Genomic DNA, 17821 nt, shown 5'->3' with positions numbered 1-17821 from the left:
GCGGCGCCCCCATCGGCCCCGCGCGTCGCGCCATCGGGCATGTCAGCCGGTGACGACGGGTCGACGCCGGGCGCTCCCGATGGCAGGCCCCGCCCGGAGACCGATCACGCTGGGCTGCGCCAGTCTTGCGCCTGACGTCAGCAGCACATCACCGGAAGAACCCTGCCTGACATCGACCGACATCGCTGCATGGCTGCCCTTCCTCATCCCAATCACCACCGGCACACGTGAGCTCAAAAGGAGAAGGGGCCTCCCGGCCCCTTCTTCCGTCACGTCCGACGGACCTTGCTCCTCAGCGACGGACTTCATTCCTGCCGGTCAGTTGTTCTTGGCAATTAAAGTCGTAAACACAGGCCTAGGTTCCTTGCCAGTCGGCCGGATGCAGAACTTGCTCCTCATCGAGCCAAAGTCGTAAACACGTGCCCAAGCCAACAGCGAAGCCTAAGCAGAGCGCATCGGCAGGGTCGTCTTGCACTTCGGGAAGGACGGGCATCCCCAGAAGGGAGCGCCGCCATTGCGGGGCACTCGATCCACCATCTTGACACCGCAATTGACGCAGGTAGGCCGCCAGTACTCGCCCTCCAGCGCGACGGTGAGCAGCTCGGCCTGCTGCTCTGGAGTCCGTGACGCGATGAGCTGAAGCAGCTTGTCGACGCTCAGCAAGTTCACGCCGTTTTCCGAGGCGAAGGCCATGGCGTCGGCCGTGAATGTCGACGTCGTCGCGAACTGGCCTCGCTTCACGTTCTGCGCCGCCATCACACCGCGCAACTCGCGAATCTTGTCAACGCCGACCTTCTTGCCTTGCCAGTGCTTGCACTGCACCAGGCTAACCGGGGCCCCGGGCTGGTTCCGGGAGTACAGCCAGATGTCGACGCCGCCATCAGCACCGTGCGACTGGGACTTGGTCTCAAATCCTGCTTGTTTGAAGAGCGCTTCGACGACTGCCTCAAAGCGTCGCCATTCGATCATGTCGAACACGGCCGGGCTCCACCGATCCGGCCGCCCCTCGGGCTCGGCTGCAGCCGGGACTTCGGCGGGTCGCGCAGGCGTCGATGCCGCTACTGCTGAAGAAGTTCCCTTTGGCGAACGCTTCGCCGGTGTTTGATCCTGGCGGATCACGTCCGATTCACCATCGAGCGCCGAAATCGGCACGCTAAGGGCTCGCTTCTTGCGGGCAACAAAAAGGAGGCCGGCACCGCCAACCAACAAGAGCAGTCCCAGGGGCCATAGCATCCAAGACACTGCCGCCATCGGCGTCGCCTTCAAGGCAAACGGCAACACCGTCACCAACAAACCCATGCCGAGGACATTGACGCCGGCCGCTTCCAATTTGCGCGTCTGGCACGCTGCTGACTTTGATCGTTTTGCCACTGGGGCCTCCCCTTCGGGTGGGGATCATTACTAGCAGTGCCATGGCGGTTTCAGAGTCCATAGCAATCAATGAAATGCGAGCCATCGGTGCCAATGCGCTCGGGCGCAACGATCTATGCCTGAGCTGAATCCACCGATTGCAGACGCGGGCAACAGGCGGCCCCAGGCAGCCCCGCCCCGGCAGAGATCAGAAGCTGTCTGCCCATGCCTCGTCGCAGGCGGAGGCAGTCCTGATTGGCGAGCACAGGCGACTGCTACGGGTTCGCCAAACGCGGAAGCAGTGTTCTCCGATTCAGCGAGGCATTGCGACGCAGCGCGCCGCATACTCGAAGCCCCCGGTCAGCCCGCTTCATCGCCATGTCCGCCGATCCGATCACGCCCCTGCAGCGCCTGCTTCCGCCCGACGATGCATTGCGGACCGAGCTGCATAACGAGGTGCATGCTCGTCCACCTGCGCGGATCCGCACACCGGCACTGGTGACTTTCGTCGCGGTGCTGAACCGCGATGTGCCACGCGAGCTCGAACTCGCCCATCTTCGGATGCTTCCAGGCCAGCAGGCTCTCAGCGCCTCCGATGTTCAGGCCAACTTTCTTCGACTGCATCTGGGCGGCTACACCTTGAAGTGGGAGCGGCACACCGAGTTCACCCGCTACTCCGTGGTGTCTCCCTTGCCGGAGAGTCTCGGCCTCACGGCCAGCAACCCGGACCTTGGATCAGCCATGGGCATCGACCCCGCCTGGCTCGCGGCCATCCCTGGCAGCACGGTGTCGGCCATTCAGCTTGCGATGCTGGAGCACCCGCTCGATGACCCGCCGGCGGCACTGGCCCTGGGTCAGCGCTGGCTGGGAGGGCAGGATGCGCTGGCGGCGCTCTTGGGTCAGGCTCGGACGATGGTGATGAGCGATTTCCGCCTTCGCAAGGACGGCTTCGAACGCATGCTGGTACTCGCCCCCGAGGGCATCACGCCGGCGCGTGTAGGTCGGGTATCGCAACGGCTGCTGGAACTCGAGGTCTATCGCCTGATGGCGCTGCGGGGACTCCCCGTCACCAAATCCCTATCGCCGATGTTGCTGCGTGCGGAGTCTGGCCTGGCGGAGATCATCGGCCAGTTGGAAACGCGCGCTGACACCGAGCAGGCGCTGCTGGACACGCTGATTCACCTGGCCGCGCGCGTCGAGCGCGCCACCGCGGAGCACATGTACCGGTTCTCTGCATCGCAGGCCTACGCCGAGCTCGTGCGCCAACGCATCAACGACCTGCGAGAGCAAGCCATCCCGGGTACGCAGACGCCGGGGGACTTCATCCAGCGACGGCTCTCACCAGCCATGGCGACCGTGGCTTCGACGGCTCAGCGCCTGGCCTCGCTGTCCCAGCGAATCGAGCGCACAAGCGCCCTGCTGCGCACCCGTGTCGACATCGCCACGGAGGCCCAGAACCAGGAGCTGCTCGCCCGCCTCACGCGAGGGCAGCAGCTGCAACTGAACCTGCAGACCACCGTGGAGGGGCTGTCAATCGCCGCCATCTCCTATTACGTGGTGAGCCTGCTGCTGTATGGCGCCAAGGCGCTCAAAGGGGCGGGCCTGGCCATTCAGCCAGAAATGACTGCGGGTGCGCTGATCCCACTCGTCCTGTGGGGCGTGTGGCGGGCGACACGCCGCGTGCACGACCGCCTGCATCGCGAACAGGGCTTGTAAGCCATTGCCCGTCATTTCAAACTAGGCGCGGATGCGCTCGGCCGCGATGAACCCGCTCTGCGCAGCCGCCTCGAAGGTCGGGTAGATCGTGTAGTCCCCCGCCAGGACGAGCGGCCCTTCGTTCAAACGATCCAGCTGGAGAAGCCGGCCGTAAGCACCGAGCGACATGATCGGGTAGGCGTGGGAGAAGCGCTGGATGTCGTGGCCGACCACCCGCTGAGCGGCGCCCGGCAAGACCTTCTCCAGATCGACATAGAGCTTGCGGAGCAACACTTCGTCGCTCCATTCAAGCAGCGATCGATCCTGTCCACTGGCCGGCGCCACGTACACCGAGGCGATGCCCGTGCGCGGCAAACGACGAGCGCGATCGTGAAGCCGCTCGACCCAGGTGGCATCGTAGACATCGGTGAAGACGTAGCCGTCCGGCACCGCCAGGTCGAAGGCTCTGTCAAAGATCGGTTCGTCCGTGAAGAGCGCTACCGTAGCGTAGGCGGCATAGCGCACCGACTGAAGCAGCCGTCGTCGCTCCTCAGTCAGCGCCTGCTCGGCAATCGCCAGCGTGACGGGCGCGGGCGTCGCCAGCACGACCTTGCGCGTCATCACCGTGACCTCACCCGCTCGTGCATCCTGGTACGTCACCTCGAACAACTCGCCGACCGGTCGGACGCGGGTGACGGTGCACCCAAGACGCAGCCGCTCGCCCAGGGCGCGCGCGAGCGCGTCCGTGAGCTCGGTGATGCCCGTCTTGAAGGAATAGGCACCCGAGCGTTCGGGCTCATCCGCATCTTCGGTGTCATCGGCATCTCCTTCGGCGTCGCCGTAGTCGAAGGCCGCCTCCGGCAGAAAGCTCAGGGCCGAGATCTCGTTCAGCGTTGCGCCGAACAGGCCCTTGGCGCTCACGTTGTACTTGCGAAGGAACACCTCGGGAATGCCGTTCTCCCGCAACCACTGCAGGGCGGTGATGCCGTCCAGCCGGCGGTTCATGGCGTTGTACTCGAGCGAAGGAATTTCGTCGTAATGCTGGAAGGCCTGCCGCACCAGCTGCTTGAATCGCCGGTACGTCGCGGCGTCGCTGTTCTGGACCAGGTAGCGTCGCAGCCCGCTCTGGCCGTAGTGAAAACGCTGGCCATCGAACTGCGCGTCCATCGGTGATGGAATCTCACAGGGCTCCAGCCCGAGATCATCAGCCAGGGTCTCCAGCGCTCCGTCCAGCTTGCCCAGGTACTCGGTGCCCTTGGCATAGGTATAGCCGGCGTGATGACCGGACAGCGTGCGGCCACCGGCTGAGCCGCCAGGCTCCAGGACGAGCAGGTCCTGATCTCGCAAAGCGTAGGCGCAGGTCAGTCCGGCGATGCCCGCACCAATCACCACGACAGACTTCGGCTGCTCGCCCACTGCCGCCATGGCCCGGCCAGCCGCACCGCAGCTGGCCACTGCCAGCGCCTTGGCGGCCACCGCGAGTAGTTCTCTCCTGTTCATCTCTGACGCTCCTGACTGCGGGAAGAGGGCCTGCACACGTGCCCTTCGCAGGTCAGTGTTGCGTCGCCAGATGGAGATTGCATGGAGCCTGGATGGATGTTGCGTGGAGATCCCGCCCGCTTGCGACTCAATTGACCCTGATCAACGATACACCCAGAATCCATCGGCCCTTCCGGCCGTCCTGCCGCATTCGAAAGTCGCCCATAAAGTGTGGTTTGCTGTCCGAGTACGGGGAATCATGGAGCCCTTGCGGCGACCAGCTCCAGTACATTTTTCAGCACCCCACCGAACTCTGAACGGTGGCCTAGGCGCCCGCAGCGATCGATCCGCATCGCGCCTTCGCCACCGCGGCGACCCTACCGGTCCTGCCACCACCCCGGCGACGGGCGGGCGCCGTTCACAGGCCGTCGCCCGCGCGCACCGGATGCCTGACATTGATCTGTCCAATCACACCTAGAGTCCCTCGCATGCCACCGTTTCAACTGATGGGCCAGGCCGCGTCGCCGGCTGCCGTGCTTCCTGGCTCAGTGGTCCGTCACCTTGACTGGGACGGATCACCGCCGCATGCCGCCAGAAGCCTGGGCCCCGCGTTCGAAGAAATCGGCTCTCTGGCCCGATCCCTGGGGCACCCTTCCTTTCCTCGGATGCTGTGGGCCTTCGTGAACGCGCGCGTGCCCATCGCCTGCCTGGAGCTGTGCTGCCACACGCGTGACCCCGCCCGTTCACGCATGGTGAACATCGAATGGCTGGGTGCCGCCTCGGGAGCGGGCTATCCCGACAACGACCTCGAACAGGAAGCCAAGACCTACCTCAAGCGCCATTGGCACCTCGACCCGCTGATGCCACGCATCCTTCAGCTCGAAGGATCGGGCGGCTTCCAGATCACGCCAGACCAGATCAGCACCGCCGATGCCCGCGAGGAGTGGTTTGATGGCGGGTTGGTGCCGGAGCACTACGCCATCTGTGAGGCCTTCGGTGACTTCATCTACGTGTTGTACTGCATGCGGACTTCGGAGCAGGCCCCCTTCAGCGACGGCGAACGGGCCGAGCTGCATCGCATGGCCGGCTTTGCGCTGCCGCTGCTGCGCAACCACGCGGAGATCCTCCCTGCCAAGCTGAGCATCCTCGATCACAACCCGACCCTGCGAAAGCACCTCGCCCGGCAGCTCGAACTGCAAGGACTCGAGCTGTCGCACCGTGAGTTCGAGGTCTGCCTGGCGGTGCTGTCTGGCAAGCCGCTGGCGCAGATGGCCGATGACATGGGCCTGCAACCGTCGTCAGTCAAGACCTACACCACGCGGGCACTCGACAAGCTGGGCGTTCGCAGCAAGAGCGATCTGTTCAGTTGGTGCTTCTCGTCACCCACGCCCTGAGTTCTTCGAGAACCACTTGCGGGTCGAGAGCAGGCCCGGAGGGCCCGCTCTCTCGATCAGGCCTTCAGTGCCAGGATCTGGTTGGCAGCCCGCTCGCCGCTCAGGTAGGCGCCGTGCGTGGTTTGCGGATAGTCCGGGTGCGTGTGCTCACCGGCGAAGAACACGCGGTTCGATACCGCGGTCGTGAGCGTCTTGACCATGGCCGGCGTGGAACCCGTGGCAAAGAAGGAGTAGGACCCATAGCTGAAGGGGTCCTGGTCCCAGCGGGTGACCTGGTAGTCGGTCGGGTTAGGAATGCCATCACCGAACATGTCACGCAGCACATCCATGGCCTTGTCGACGATCTGCCAGTCGGCCAGTGCTTCTTGCTGCTGACCGTAGAAGCCGGCTGTGAAACCAATGAGCACGGCCTTGCCGTTGAGCGCCGGAGAGGGATTGAACCAATCGTGGAACTTGCCCAGCTCGGCAGACGTCGGCACATAGGCGAGCCAGTCCTTCGCCGGCCAGAACACCGACGGGAAGCGCAGCACCACCTTGTTCAGCACCCCGGTGCCCATACCCAGCTTCGAGATGGCCGTCGAGTAGGCGCTGGGCAGCGCCGGGCTGAAGCTGATCTTGTTCTTCTTCAATACGCCCAGCGGCACCGTGACGATGACCCGGTCGGCCGTGTAGGTGCCCACGTTGGTGGTGACGGTCACGCCCGTGCCGGTGTAGGCGATCTTGCTCACGATCTGGTTCAGGCGGATGTCCTGCCCCTGGGCGAGCGCATTCACGATGGGCTCGTAGCCAGTGTCGGGCAGATAGACCTCGGGGCCGGGGAATTCCTTGGCGTTGTCCCAGTACCAGGCGGACAGTTCCGCGGTGTCGCCCGCATACTCGTAGCCACCGATCTCCCGCATCCAATAGTCCGCCAGGCGCTTGTCATAGGCGTCCATCGACGCATAGCCGATCTTGTTCTTGGTGTATTGCATCAGCGACATCTCGGTGTCGGAGTCGCCACTGCTTTCCATGGCCTTGCGGACCTTGTCGCCCATGGTGTTGAAGTAGGTCAGGTCCGCGCCAGTCAGCGGCCCGTCACCCGCCTCATACGCGGTGGTCTTGTCATAGGAGTCGGCCGCGAGGCGCAGGCCCAGCGCCTTGGCGATCGGTGTCATGGGATTGCCCTTGCCGGACTCATGGATCCAGGTCGCCCCCAGGTCCATCGGCAGATCGGCCCACTTGTGGCTGGTGTAGCAGCGCCCGCCGAAGCGGTTGCGGCCTTCCAGGATCGTCACCAGATGGCCCTTCGCCTTGAGGATCTGACCCGCACGAAGCCCGGCGAGCCCAGCCCCGATGATCAACACGTTTTGCCGGCCGATCGCGTGGGCGACCTGAGGGACCGTAGCGGAGGCAGCGGCCAAGGCACCTGTGCCGGCCATCTGCAAGAGTTCACGACGCTTCATCTCGACAATCTCCTGGAAGAGTGGAGGGCCCTCCGTGGAGGCGCCCGAACGGGGACAAGCTCATCAACCGAAACTGCGGATTCCCTCAGTACCTGTCGCAATCACCGCGAACCAGGCGTCAGAGCGCCAGGCCAGCCTTGCTTCTTCTTGTCTTGGATCTGTGCGCCCGAGCCCCTGCGATGGCCAGGTGGCGGCGTGACGAGTAGCGTCACCCGGCGGACCGGAACCCCGGGCGCTCTCCCGCGATACGACAGGAGAACGACAGGCACACGGTAGCGAAGGGAGACCGGCGCTGTATGCCGGCCGATTGGAGGACAGGCGATTCTTCAAACGCTGCTAGGCCGGCGCCGATCAGCTTGGGGATGGCACCGACGCTCCCGCGTCGGCGATGGATGCGAGGCCGGCGCCGCGCGTGCAGCGCCGCCTGTCAGTCCAGGTACTGCAAGGGCACACGCTTGACGTTGCACAGCAACTCGTACGCAATCGTGCCCGCACGGGAGGCCACCTCGTTCACGGGAATCGTGGGACCCCACAGCTCCACGGGGCTGCCGATGCCCGCGTGCGGCAGGGGCGTGAGGTCGACGGTCAACATGTCCATGGACACGCGTCCGATCAGCCGCGTCCGTTGCCCGTCGACCGCCACCGGCGTGCCCGTGGCCGCCGCGCGGGGGTAGCCGTCCGCGTAGCCCAGCGCCACCAGGCCCACGCGCGTGGGCTCTGTCGCGCGGAAGGCACCGCCGTAGCCGAGCGCCTCCCCGGGCTGCAGCAAGCGCTGAGAAAACACGTGGCTGCGAAGCGTCATGACCGGCGCCAGCGGCGAGGCACTGCTGCCGAGCGGGTCGGCACCATACAAGGCGATGCCGGGCCGACCCCAGTCCCGCCGGGCCGCTGGCCAGGCGAGGATGCCGGCGGAGTTGCACAGGCTGCGGGGCCCCGTCAGGCCTTGTGTGGCCGCCTCGAAGACTGCCAGCTGCTCGCGTGTGGCGGGGCAGTCGGGCTCGTCCGCACGAGCAAAGTGAGTCATCAAGGTGATCGAATGCGCCTGCCCTGTTGCCTGCAATCGGCGATACGCCGCGGCGGCGGCGTCCGGCGCAAAGCCCGCGCGGTGCATGCCACTGTCGATCTTCAGCCAGAAGGAGGCGGGCACGCGAGGCAGTGGCGTTCGCTCGATCATGCGCAGTTGGTCCTCATGGTGGACCACCAAGGCAATGCCGCCGGCCACGGCTTCCACGAGCTCCCGCGCATCGAAAGCGCCTTCCAGCACCAACAGCGGGCCTTCGATGCCCGCGGCACGCAGTTGGCGCGCCTCCTCCAGAAAGGCCACGCCGAAGCCGTCGCTGGTGCCGCCCAGTGCCCGGGCACAAGCCACCGCGCCATGCCCGTAGGCATTGGACTTGAGCACCGCAATCTGCCTTCCGCCATGCATGGAGCGCATCACCCGTGCGTTATGGCGCAAGGCACGCAGATCAATGAGCGCAGCACTGGGCCGCGTCATGACGTGGCCCCGACGGAGACCTCGGCGCTGCGGCCGCGCGGCTGGTCGAGGTAGCGGGCCATTGACAAGCCCTCCGTGCTGATCGCCGGGCGCCGGCCATTGATCTGGTCGGCCAGCAACTGACCCGAGCCGCAGGCCATGGTCCAGCCGAGGGTGCCATGACCGGTATTCAGGAACAGCTCGGGATAGCGCGTCGCCCCGACGATAGGCGTCCCGTCGGGGGTCATCGGGCGCAGTCCCGTCCAGAAGGTGGCACGCGGCACATCACCGCCGGGGAAGAGGTCTTGGACCACCATCTCCAGCGTCTCGCGTCGGCGTGGGTTCAGCCGCAGGTCAAAGCCGGCGATCTCCGCCATCCCGCCGACCCGGATGCGCTGGTCAAATCGAGTCAGTGCGATCTTGTAGGTCTCGTCGAGGACGGTGGACACCGGCGCGCGCTGTTCATCGGTCAGAGGCACCGTGAGCGAATAGCCTTTGAGCGGATAGACCGGGATATTCAGGCCCAGCGGCAGCAGCAGATCACGCGTGTAGCTGCCGAAGGCCAGGACGTAACGGTCGGCGCGCAACAGCTCGCCGCTTGCCAGGCTGACGCCGCGTACGCGGCCGCCCTCCACCTCGATCGCCACGACACGACTGTCAAAGCGCCCCTCCACCCCCAAGCCAGGCAAGGTGCGGGCCAGCGCCCGTGTGAACAGATGGCAGTCGCCGGTCTCGTCGTTGGGCAGCCGCAAGCCACCCGCAAGCGGGCTCTGGACATGAGCCAGCGCCGGCTCGACCCTCGACAGGCCGCCGCGGTCCAGCAGCTCGAACGGCACGCCGCATTCGCGCAATACGGCGATGTCGCGCTGCGCGGCGTCAAGCTGTGCCTGCGAACGGAACAGCTGGAGCGTCCCGCCGGTGCGGTGCTCGTAGCCAAGGTTCATCTCCTGGCGCAAGGCACGCAGGCAGTCCCGGCTGTACTCCGCCACCCGCATCATGCGTTCCTTGTTGACGGCATAGCGCTCGGACGTGCAGTTGCGCAGCATGGCGGCCATCCACTGCAGTTGGAAAAGCGTGCCGTCCGGGCGGATCGCCAGGGGGGCATGCCGTGAGAACAGCCATTTCATCGCCTTCATGGGGATGCCCGGCGCTGCCCAGGGGGTGGAGTACCCCGGCGACACCTGCCCCGCGTTGGCGAAGCTGGTTTCCATTCCCGGGGTCGGCTGCCGATCCACCAGCGTGACCTCGGCCCCGCCTCGTGCCAGGTAGTACGCCGTGGTGGTGCCGACGACGCCGGCTCCGAGCACTAGAACTTTCATGGCGTCGATCCCCGGCTCAGCGACTGGACGGGAAGCTGAAGACCGCGCCTTCGCGCACACCGGCGCTCGGCCAGCGCTGCGTGATGGCCTTGCGCCGCGTGTAGAAGCGCACGGCGTCGGGACCGTAGGCATGCAGGTCGCCGAAGAGTGAGCGCTTCCAGCCGCCGAAGGAGTGGTACGCCACGGGCACCGGCAGCGGCACGTTGACACCCACCATGCCCACCTCGATGTGGTCCGTGAAGTGGCGCGCGGCCTCGCCGTCTCGCGTGAAGATGCAGGTGCCATTGCCGTACTCATGAGCATCGATCAGTGCCATGGCCTGCTCCAGGGAGTCCACGCGCACCACGCCGAGCACTGGCCCGAAAATCTCCTCCTGGTAGATGCGCATGCCCGGCTTGACGTGGTCGAAGAGGCAGGGGCCGAGGAAGTAGCCCTCCGCATGGCCGGGCACCTCAATGCCACGGCCGTCGACAACCAGCGTGGCACCTTCGGCCACGCCTTGGTCGACATAGCTTCGCACCTTGGCCAGATGGGTCTGCGTCACGAGGGGGCCCATGTCGTTCTCCGGGTGGCGACCGGGGCCAACCTTCATCTTTGCAATCTCCGCGACCAGCCCCCGGACGATGGCATCCCCCGTCACCGGACCGACAGCAACAATCAGCGGCACCGCCATGCAGCGCTCGCCGCAAGAGCCATACGCCGCCCCCATCAACGCGCTGATGGTGTTGGGCAGATCGGCATCCGGCATCACCACCGCATGGTTCTTCGCGCCACCCAGCGCCTGCACGCGCTTGCCGTGGGCCGTCCCGGTTGCATAGATGGCTTCGGCGACCGGCGTCGACCCCACAAAGCTGACCGCCTTGACGCGGGGGTCCGTCAACAGGATGTCCACCGCCTCCTTGTCGCCCTGGACGACATTCAGCACGCCGGGCGGCAGTCCCGCTTCAAGGGCCAGTTCAGCGACGAGCAAGGCGCTAGAGGGCGCGCGTTCGGAGGGCTTGAGCACAAAGGTGTTGCCGCAGGCGACGGCCATGGGCCACATCCACAGCGGCACCATGACAGGGAAGTTGAATGGCGTGATGCCAGCAGCCACACCAATCGCCTGATGCTCGCTCCAGGCGTCGATGCCGGGGCCGACCTGCCGGCTGTGCTCACCCTTCAGCAGCTCGGGCGCATAGCTCGCGTACTCCACGTTCTCGATACCGCGCTGCAGTTCGCCCATGCTGTCGGCCAGGACCTTGCCGTGCTCCAGCGTGATCAGCTCGCAAATGCGGGCGGCGTTGTCCTCCAGCAGCTGCTTCAGGCGGGACATGACACGGGCGCGCTTGAGCGGAGGCGTGGCCTTCCAGGCAGGCAGCGCCCGCTGCGCAGCGGCGATGGCGGCCTCCACGGTCGGCGCATCCGCGAGCGCCACCCTGGCGACAGGATGCCCCGTGGAGGGATCGAATACATCGGCGTGGCGCTGGCCGCCCGCCTGCAGGCGGCCATCGATGAGGTGCTGGACAGTTCGTGCTTCAGTCATGGTGGGGACTCGTGGGGGATCAGCGGGTTTCGTGCAGGGTCTGGCCGAGGGCGTCCACCAGGCGGTCGATTTCCTCGGGGGTACTGGTGAAGGGGGGGGCAAGCTGCAGGGTGTCGCCGCCATAGCGCACGTAGAAGCCCTTCTCGTACATCGCCATCGCCACCTCGTAGGGCCGGCGCGCCGGCTCGCCGGGCGCGCTCTCGACGGTGATGCCGGCCGCCAGACCGAAATTGCGGACGTCCGCCACATGCCGGACACCCTTCAGCCCATGCACGGCCGATTCGAGGCGGGGGGACAGTTCGCGAACGCGGGCCAGGGCGTCGTCCTTCTCGAGCAGGTCGAGCGTCGCCAGTGCTGCGGCGCACGCCACCGGGTGCGCCGAGTAGGTGTAGCCATGCGGGAACTCGAGGAGGTAGTCCGGCCCGCCTGCAGCCATGAAGGTGTCGTAGATCTCCTGCCGGGCGATGACGGCTCCCAGCGGCTGCACGCCGTTGGTGATTTGCTTGGCGACGTTGATGATGTCCGGCGTCACCCCGAAGGCCTCGGCCCCCGTCCAATGTCCGGTGCGACCGAAGCCGGTGATGACCTCGTCAAAGATCAGCAGGATGTTGTGTGCCGTGCAGAGCTCCCGCAGGCGCTGCAGGTAGCCCACCGGTGGCACCACCACACCGGCCGATCCAGAGAAGGGTTCGACGATGACGGCAGCGATGTTGGAGGCATCGTGCAGCTGGATCAGGTTCAGGAGGTCGTCAGCCAGATGCGCGCCTTCGGTCGGCATGCCCCGGAAGAAGCTGCCTGCGGGCGGCTGGGTGTGGGGGAGGTGGTCGGCCTCAACACCTTGCCCGTAGAGCTTGCGGTTGGCGGCGATGCCCCCGACCGAGATGCCACCGAAGTTGACACCGTGATAGCCCTTACTGCGTCCGATGAGCCGCGTCTTGCCCGGCTGCCCCTTGAGTCGCCAGTAGGCGCGGGCCATCTTCAGCGAGGTATCCGCCGACTCGGAGCCCGATCCGGTGAAGAACACGCGATTGAGCCCGGCGGGCATTCGCTCAACGATGCGATTGGCCAGCTCAAACGACAGGGGATGCGCGAACTGAAACGCGGGCGAGTAGTCCAGGGTGCCCACCTGCTGGGCGACGGCCTCGACGATCTCCCGGCGGGCATGCCCCAGGCCCGTGCACCAGAGCCCCGACAGGCCGTCAAAGATGTCCCGGCCATCATCCGACTTGTAGTAGTTGCCCTGCGCGGACGTGATGAGTCGGGCGTTCGCCTTGAACTCGCGATTGCCGGTGAAGGCCATCCAATGCGTGGCGAGGTGGGCGGGGTCCCGCTGAGGGCGGGGTGGGGTCCATAGGACGTCGGTGCTCATGGCGGGATCTCCAGGGGGTCGGTCAAAGGGTTGACAGGCAACGATGGGCGTGATCCTCATGGAACTTGTTATTCAATAGAATGACTCGATACACCACTTCACTTGACGCTTTATGCAACCGAAGTCCAAAGCCCTGCTGGGGCGCGTCAGCGACATCGATCTGCGGCTGCTGCGCGTCTTCAAGGCGGTGGCGGACTGCGGCGGCATGGCCGCGGCCGAGCTGGAGCTGAACATCGCGATGTCGACCATCAGCCGGCACATCAAGGACCTGGAAGAACGCCTCGGCCTCGTGCTATGCCGCCGGGGCCGTGCAGGGTTCGCCCTGAGCCCCGAGGGCGAGCGCGTCTATGCCGCCGCGGAGCACCTGCTGTCGGCCACCGAGTCCTTCCGCAGCAGCCTGCACGACATTCATCGGGGGTTGGGGGGCGAGCTGCACGTGGCACTGTTCGAGAAGACGGCCACCAATCCGGCGGCTCGCATCCCGCAGGCCATCGCACGCTTCCGGGACGTGGCGCCGGAGGTCGAGCTGCACCTGCATGTCGGCTCCATCACCATGATCGAGCAAGGCGTCATGGGGGGGCAGTTCCTGCTGGGCATCATTCCCGAGCACCGGCGCTCCGAGAGCCTGGCCTACGACGAGCTCTTCGACGAGGTCATGAAGCTATACGCCGCTCCCGGTCACCCCTGGTTTGCGCCGGGGCGTCAAACGCCTGGCTGGAAGGACCTGGGCACCCAGGCGCTGGCCGGCCTGGGCTATCACTCGCCGAACATGATGCTGGCGCATGAGCACCGCCTCACTCGCGAGGCAACAGCCTCAGACCAGGAGGGCGTCGCCACCCTGGTGCTGTCGGGAGGCTTCGTCGGCTTCCTGCCGGACCACTATGCCGACACCTTCGTGCAAAGAGGCCAGATGAGGGCCGTGGCCCCGCGAACGCTGAACTACAGCTGCCGATTCTCGTGTGTGCACCGCCGCGCCCCCGCCCTCTCCCGGGCCGCACAGATCTTCCGCGACGTCCTCATCGAGGCGCACCAGCGCTAAGGCCCAGTCCAGCGCTCAGTGACTCCCCGACTGCCCCGCTCGGCGCAGCAGATCGGTCACTTCGACCCGCACAGCGGGCCTGTCTGTCATCCCGCCAGCGGACAGACACGCGCAAGCCCCGCATCTACCGTATCGGCACCGCCTCCCGCGCCCCCTTGCGCTGGGCCGACCTCCCGCGACGCCTGTGAACCGGCACCGACTCTCCCTGCCTATGGACTCCCGCGCCCATCCTCTCCTGCCTCGCCGCCGCGCGGTGGTTGCACACGTCTGGCAGCTGCCGTGGCGCTGAGCGGCAGGCCTGGGTCGAGGACAGCCCTCAACTCGGGCTTCGCGGCCTGACACCAGTCTCGCGGTCGATCCTGACGCAGCCATCCGGCGCCCCCTTTTGAACCTTTGCACATTCATGAAACCCACCGTCTTCGAACGACTTGCTCCGCCTGACTCCGTCATCAAGGCCTCGCTAGAGGGCAGCGTCAACCGCCCCTTCTGGCTCGACGACGTCGGCGAGCGGCCGAGCTACCCCACCCTGCAAGGCGATGAGCAGGCTGATCTGGTCATCGTGGGCGGCGGCTTCCTCGGGCTGTGGACGGCCATCCTCGCCAAGGAGCGGGAGCCCCAGCGCAGCGTGATCCTGCTCGAGGGGCATTCCCTCGGATGGTCGGCCTCCGGCCGCAACGGCGGCTTCTGCGATCACAGCATCACGCACGGCGAGGAAAACGGGCGCACCCGCTGGCCCGAGGAGTTCGACCAGCTGGAAGCCTTGGGTCACCAGAACCTCGACGAGTTCGAGGCGACGCTCAAGCGCTATGGCATCGACTGCGACTTCGAGCGCACGGGCGTGCTGACCGTCGCCGTAGAGCCCTACCAGGACGAGGCGCTGCGGGGCCCTGACTACCTGAGCGCCGCGCGCATCCGCGCAGAGGTCGATTCGCCGACTTTCCTGTCCGGCCACTGGCGCCGCAACACCACCGCCATGGTGCATCCCGGCAAGCTGGTGGTCGGGCTGGCCCGCGTGGCGGGCCAGCTGGGTGTGCGACTGTTTGAGAGTTCGCCGGCCAAGGGCCTGCAGGAAGTCGGCAAGGGCATGCGCGTGAGCACCGCCGAAGGCAGCGTCACAGCAGGACGCGTGGTCCTGGCAACCAACGCCTTCCCCTCGCTGCTGATGCGCTACCGGCTGCACACCATCCCGGTGTATGACTATGTGCTGATGTCCGAGCCGCTGAGCCCGGCGCAGCTGGCGTCGATCGGCTGGAAGAACCGCCAGGGTATCGGCGACATGGCCAACCAGTTCCACTACTACCGGATCACCCGCAGCAACCGGATCCTGTTCGGGGGCTATGACGCGGTCTACTACTTCTGCGGCACGGTGGACCCCAAATACGACAACCGTCCAGCCTCCTTCGAGAAGCTGGCGAGTCACTTCTTCACCACCTTCCCCCAGTTGCAGGGACTGCGCTTCACGCACCGCTGGGGCGGCGCAATCGACACCTCGACGCGCTTCTGCGCGTTCTACACGCTGGCATTCGGCGGCAAGGTGGCCTATGCCGCCGGCTTCACGGGGCTGGGCGTTGGCGCCACGCGCTTCGCTGCCAATGTGCTGCTGGACAAGGTAGAGGGCCGCGACACGGAGCGCACCCGACTTCGCATGGTCCGTGAAGTCCCGCTGCCCTTCCCGCCAGAGCCTATCGCCTACCCGACGATTCAGGCTGTTCGCTGGTCTCTCAACCGAGCGGACCACCGCGATGGCAAACGCAACCTGTTGCTGCGCACGCTGGACGCCTTGGGGCTCGGCTTCGATTCCTGATTCAGCCCCATCCCCCTCATCCCAAACACAGGAGTCACTGAGCATGCGCAGCGAACTTGAACTGCTGGCCAACTGTTGCATCGAAGCAGCGGAGCTGCCCCTGAGCTACCGCACCCTGCCGCCCGAGCAGACGCTGGCCGGCACACCCCGCGTGGGGTCCGCCCGGCTCGGGCAAATGGGCAGCCGCACGATCGGCGTGTGGGAGCTCACACCGAGCATCAGCACGGACATCGAGGTGGACGAGTTCTTCATCGTGCTGTCCGGTCGCGCCACGGTGGCGTTTGCGGACGGCCGTCCGCCGCTGGAACTCAAGCCCGGTGTACTGGGCCGGCTCGAAGCCGGCACCGCAACGCGCTGGATCGTGACCGAGACCCTGCGCAAGGTCTACATCGCCTGAACGGAGCGCTTCATGCAGACTCACCAGAACTACATCAACGGCGCCTGGCAACCAGCCTTGGCGGGGGGCACGCGGGAGGTGATCAATCCCGCCAACAGCCAGGTCCTCGCGCGAGTCGCGGACAGCCAGGTCGAGGACACGAAGCTGGCCATTGCCGCAGCGCGCGAGGCCTTCTACGGCCACGGCACCTGGCGGCGCATGAGCGGGCCGCGGCGAGCCGAGCTGCTGTTCGCCGTGGCGGACGCCATCAAGGCAAGGGCGGACGAACTCGCCCGGATCGACTGCCTCGACAACGGCAAGCCGCTGCGAGAGGCCCGCTCGGACGTCGACGATGCGGCCGCCTGCTTCCGCTACTACGCCGGCCTGATCGGCAAGCCCCAGGGCGGCATCTACGAAGTGGGGGACGGCTTCGGCCCCATGCATGCCTATTCGTTGCACGAGCCCATCGGCGTGTGCGGCCTCATCACGCCGTGGAACTACCCGCTGCTGATGGCGGCCGGCAAGCTCGCTCCCGCGCTGGCAGCCGGCAACAGCGTGGTCTTCAAGCCCAGCGAGCTGACACCGCTGTCCGCCATCGCCCTGTTCGAGATCTTCGAGCAGGTGGGCCTGCCGCCCGGCACGGCCAATCTCGTGCTGGGCACCGGGCCGGCGGCCGGCCAGGAGCTGGCGCAAAGCCACGATGTCGACATGATCACCTTCACGGGCAGCACCCGCACGGGCCAGACCATCGCCACGGCAGCGGTTGGCAATCTGAAGAAGGTGGGGCTGGAGCTGGGCGGCAAGTCCCCCAACATCGTCTTCGCCGACGCGGACCTCGAAGGTGCCGTCGAATGGGCCATGATCGGCGTCTTCTTCAACCAGGGGCAGGTCTGCTCGGCCGGCTCACGGCTGCTGGTGGAGCGCCGCATCGCCGATCGCTTTGTCGCACGACTGGCAGAGCGGGCCAACGCCATGACCATCGGGCCAGGGCTGGAGAACCCGGACCTGGGTGCCCTCGTGTCTCAGGCCCAGCTTGACAAGGTGCTGGGCTACATCGAGACCGCCAAGGCCCAAGGGGCACGGTTGGTCTGCGGGGGCAGCCGCTACACGGACGGCGACTGCGCGAAGGGCTTCTTTGTGCGCCCGACGATCTTCGACCAGTGCCGACCCGACATGGACATCGTCCGAGAGGAAGTGTTCGGCCCTGTCGTGACCGTGCAGACCTTCGACTCCGAAGCCGCGGCCATTGCCATGGCCAACGACACGATCTACGGCCTGGCCGGCGGCGTGTTCACCGCGGACGGCGCACGTGCCTTGCGCGTGATGAAGGAGCTGCGGGCCGGCATCACCTGGATCAACTGCTACAACCCGACCTTCAACGAGGCCCCTTGGGGCGGCTACAAGATGAGCGGCTACGGCCGTGACCTCGGCATCTACGGCCTTCAGGAGTATCAGCAGGTCAAGCAGGTGAACATCAATCTGCGCCCGGGCGTCGTCGGCTGGTACGCGCGCTGAAGCTCCTGTCCCATCCCCTGTACCCGCACCGGCACCTGCCGCA

General features: G+C 66.2%; 13 protein-coding genes. 6 read left to right on the top strand and 7 right to left on the bottom strand.

Features of this window, described 5'->3' with window-relative positions:
• Window positions 1–441 precede the first annotated feature (441 nt).
• Window positions 442–1329 (bottom strand): restriction endonuclease, encoded by an 888-nt coding sequence (locus QRD43_RS11565; RefSeq protein WP_285982637.1) that lies wholly within the window; start codon window positions 1327–1329, stop codon window positions 442–444.
• 399 nt (window positions 1330–1728) lie between these two features.
• Between QRD43_RS11565 and QRD43_RS11560 the strand changes: the two genes are divergently transcribed.
• Complete coding sequence (locus QRD43_RS11560; protein ID WP_285982636.1) at window positions 1729–3066, top strand: DUF3422 family protein; 1338 nt, start codon at window positions 1729–1731, stop codon at window positions 3064–3066.
• Window positions 3067–3087: 21 nt separating this feature from the next.
• Here QRD43_RS11560 and QRD43_RS11555 read toward each other — a convergent pair whose 3' ends face one another.
• Window positions 3088–4545 (bottom strand): flavin monoamine oxidase family protein, encoded by a 1458-nt coding sequence (locus tag QRD43_RS11555; RefSeq protein WP_285982635.1) that lies wholly within the window; start codon window positions 4543–4545, stop codon window positions 3088–3090.
• A gap of 671 nt (window positions 4546–5216) precedes the next feature.
• Here QRD43_RS11555 and QRD43_RS11550 point away from each other — a divergent pair.
• On the top strand, window positions 5217–5918 hold the full coding sequence (locus tag QRD43_RS11550; RefSeq protein WP_285982634.1) for a helix-turn-helix transcriptional regulator: 702 nt from the start codon (window positions 5217–5219) through the stop codon (window positions 5916–5918).
• 56 nt (window positions 5919–5974) lie between these two features.
• Here QRD43_RS11550 and QRD43_RS11545 read toward each other — a convergent pair whose 3' ends face one another.
• From QRD43_RS11545 to aptA, 5 genes are all read right to left on the bottom strand, one after another.
• On the bottom strand, window positions 5975–7336 hold the full coding sequence (locus tag QRD43_RS11545) for a flavin monoamine oxidase family protein (RefSeq protein ID WP_285983170.1): 1362 nt from the start codon (window positions 7334–7336) through the stop codon (window positions 5975–5977).
• Between the two features lie 451 nt (window positions 7337–7787).
• Window positions 7788–8855 (bottom strand): alanine racemase, encoded by a 1068-nt coding sequence (gene alr, locus QRD43_RS11540; RefSeq protein WP_285982633.1) that lies wholly within the window; start codon window positions 8853–8855, stop codon window positions 7788–7790.
• Window positions 8852–10153 (bottom strand): D-amino acid dehydrogenase, encoded by a 1302-nt coding sequence (locus QRD43_RS11535; protein ID WP_434063867.1) that lies wholly within the window; start codon window positions 10151–10153, stop codon window positions 8852–8854. The genes alr and QRD43_RS11535 overlap by 4 nt, the downstream gene beginning before the upstream one ends.
• A 16-nt stretch (window positions 10154–10169) precedes the next feature.
• Entirely contained in the window at window positions 10170–11675 is a 1506-nt protein-coding gene (locus tag QRD43_RS11530) for a CoA-acylating methylmalonate-semialdehyde dehydrogenase (protein ID WP_285982631.1), read from the bottom strand.
• Between the two features lie 19 nt (window positions 11676–11694).
• The gene (gene aptA, locus QRD43_RS11525; RefSeq protein WP_285982630.1) at window positions 11695–13044 is read right to left on the bottom strand and encodes an omega-aminotransferase AptA; all 1350 of its coding nucleotides are present in this window, start codon (window positions 13042–13044) and stop codon (window positions 11695–11697) included.
• 112 nt (window positions 13045–13156) lie between these two features.
• Here aptA and QRD43_RS11520 point away from each other — a divergent pair, with 112 nt between their 5' ends.
• The 4 genes from QRD43_RS11520 (at window position 13157) to QRD43_RS11505 (ending at window position 17778) form a co-directional block, all read left to right on the top strand.
• Window positions 13157–14083, top strand: coding sequence for a LysR family transcriptional regulator (locus QRD43_RS11520; protein ID WP_269631907.1), 927 nt, complete (start codon window positions 13157–13159; stop codon window positions 14081–14083).
• A 403-nt stretch (window positions 14084–14486) separates the two neighbouring features.
• Complete coding sequence (locus QRD43_RS11515; protein ID WP_285982629.1) at window positions 14487–15887, top strand: NAD(P)/FAD-dependent oxidoreductase; 1401 nt, start codon at window positions 14487–14489, stop codon at window positions 15885–15887.
• A gap of 43 nt (window positions 15888–15930) precedes the next feature.
• Window positions 15931–16284, top strand: a complete 354-nt coding sequence (locus QRD43_RS11510; RefSeq protein ID WP_285982628.1) for a cupin domain-containing protein — start codon at window positions 15931–15933, stop codon at window positions 16282–16284.
• A gap of 12 nt (window positions 16285–16296) precedes the next feature.
• Window positions 16297–17778 (top strand): aldehyde dehydrogenase family protein, encoded by a 1482-nt coding sequence (locus QRD43_RS11505; RefSeq protein ID WP_285982627.1) that lies wholly within the window; start codon window positions 16297–16299, stop codon window positions 17776–17778.
• Window positions 17779–17821 lie beyond the last annotated feature (43 nt).

This window comes from Roseateles subflavus (assembly GCF_030285365.1).
GTDB lineage: Bacteria > Pseudomonadota > Gammaproteobacteria > Burkholderiales > Burkholderiaceae_C > Roseateles_B > Roseateles_B subflavus.
The sequence above is the reverse complement of the archived record's forward strand: the minus strand, read 5'-3'. Positions and strand labels throughout refer to the sequence as shown.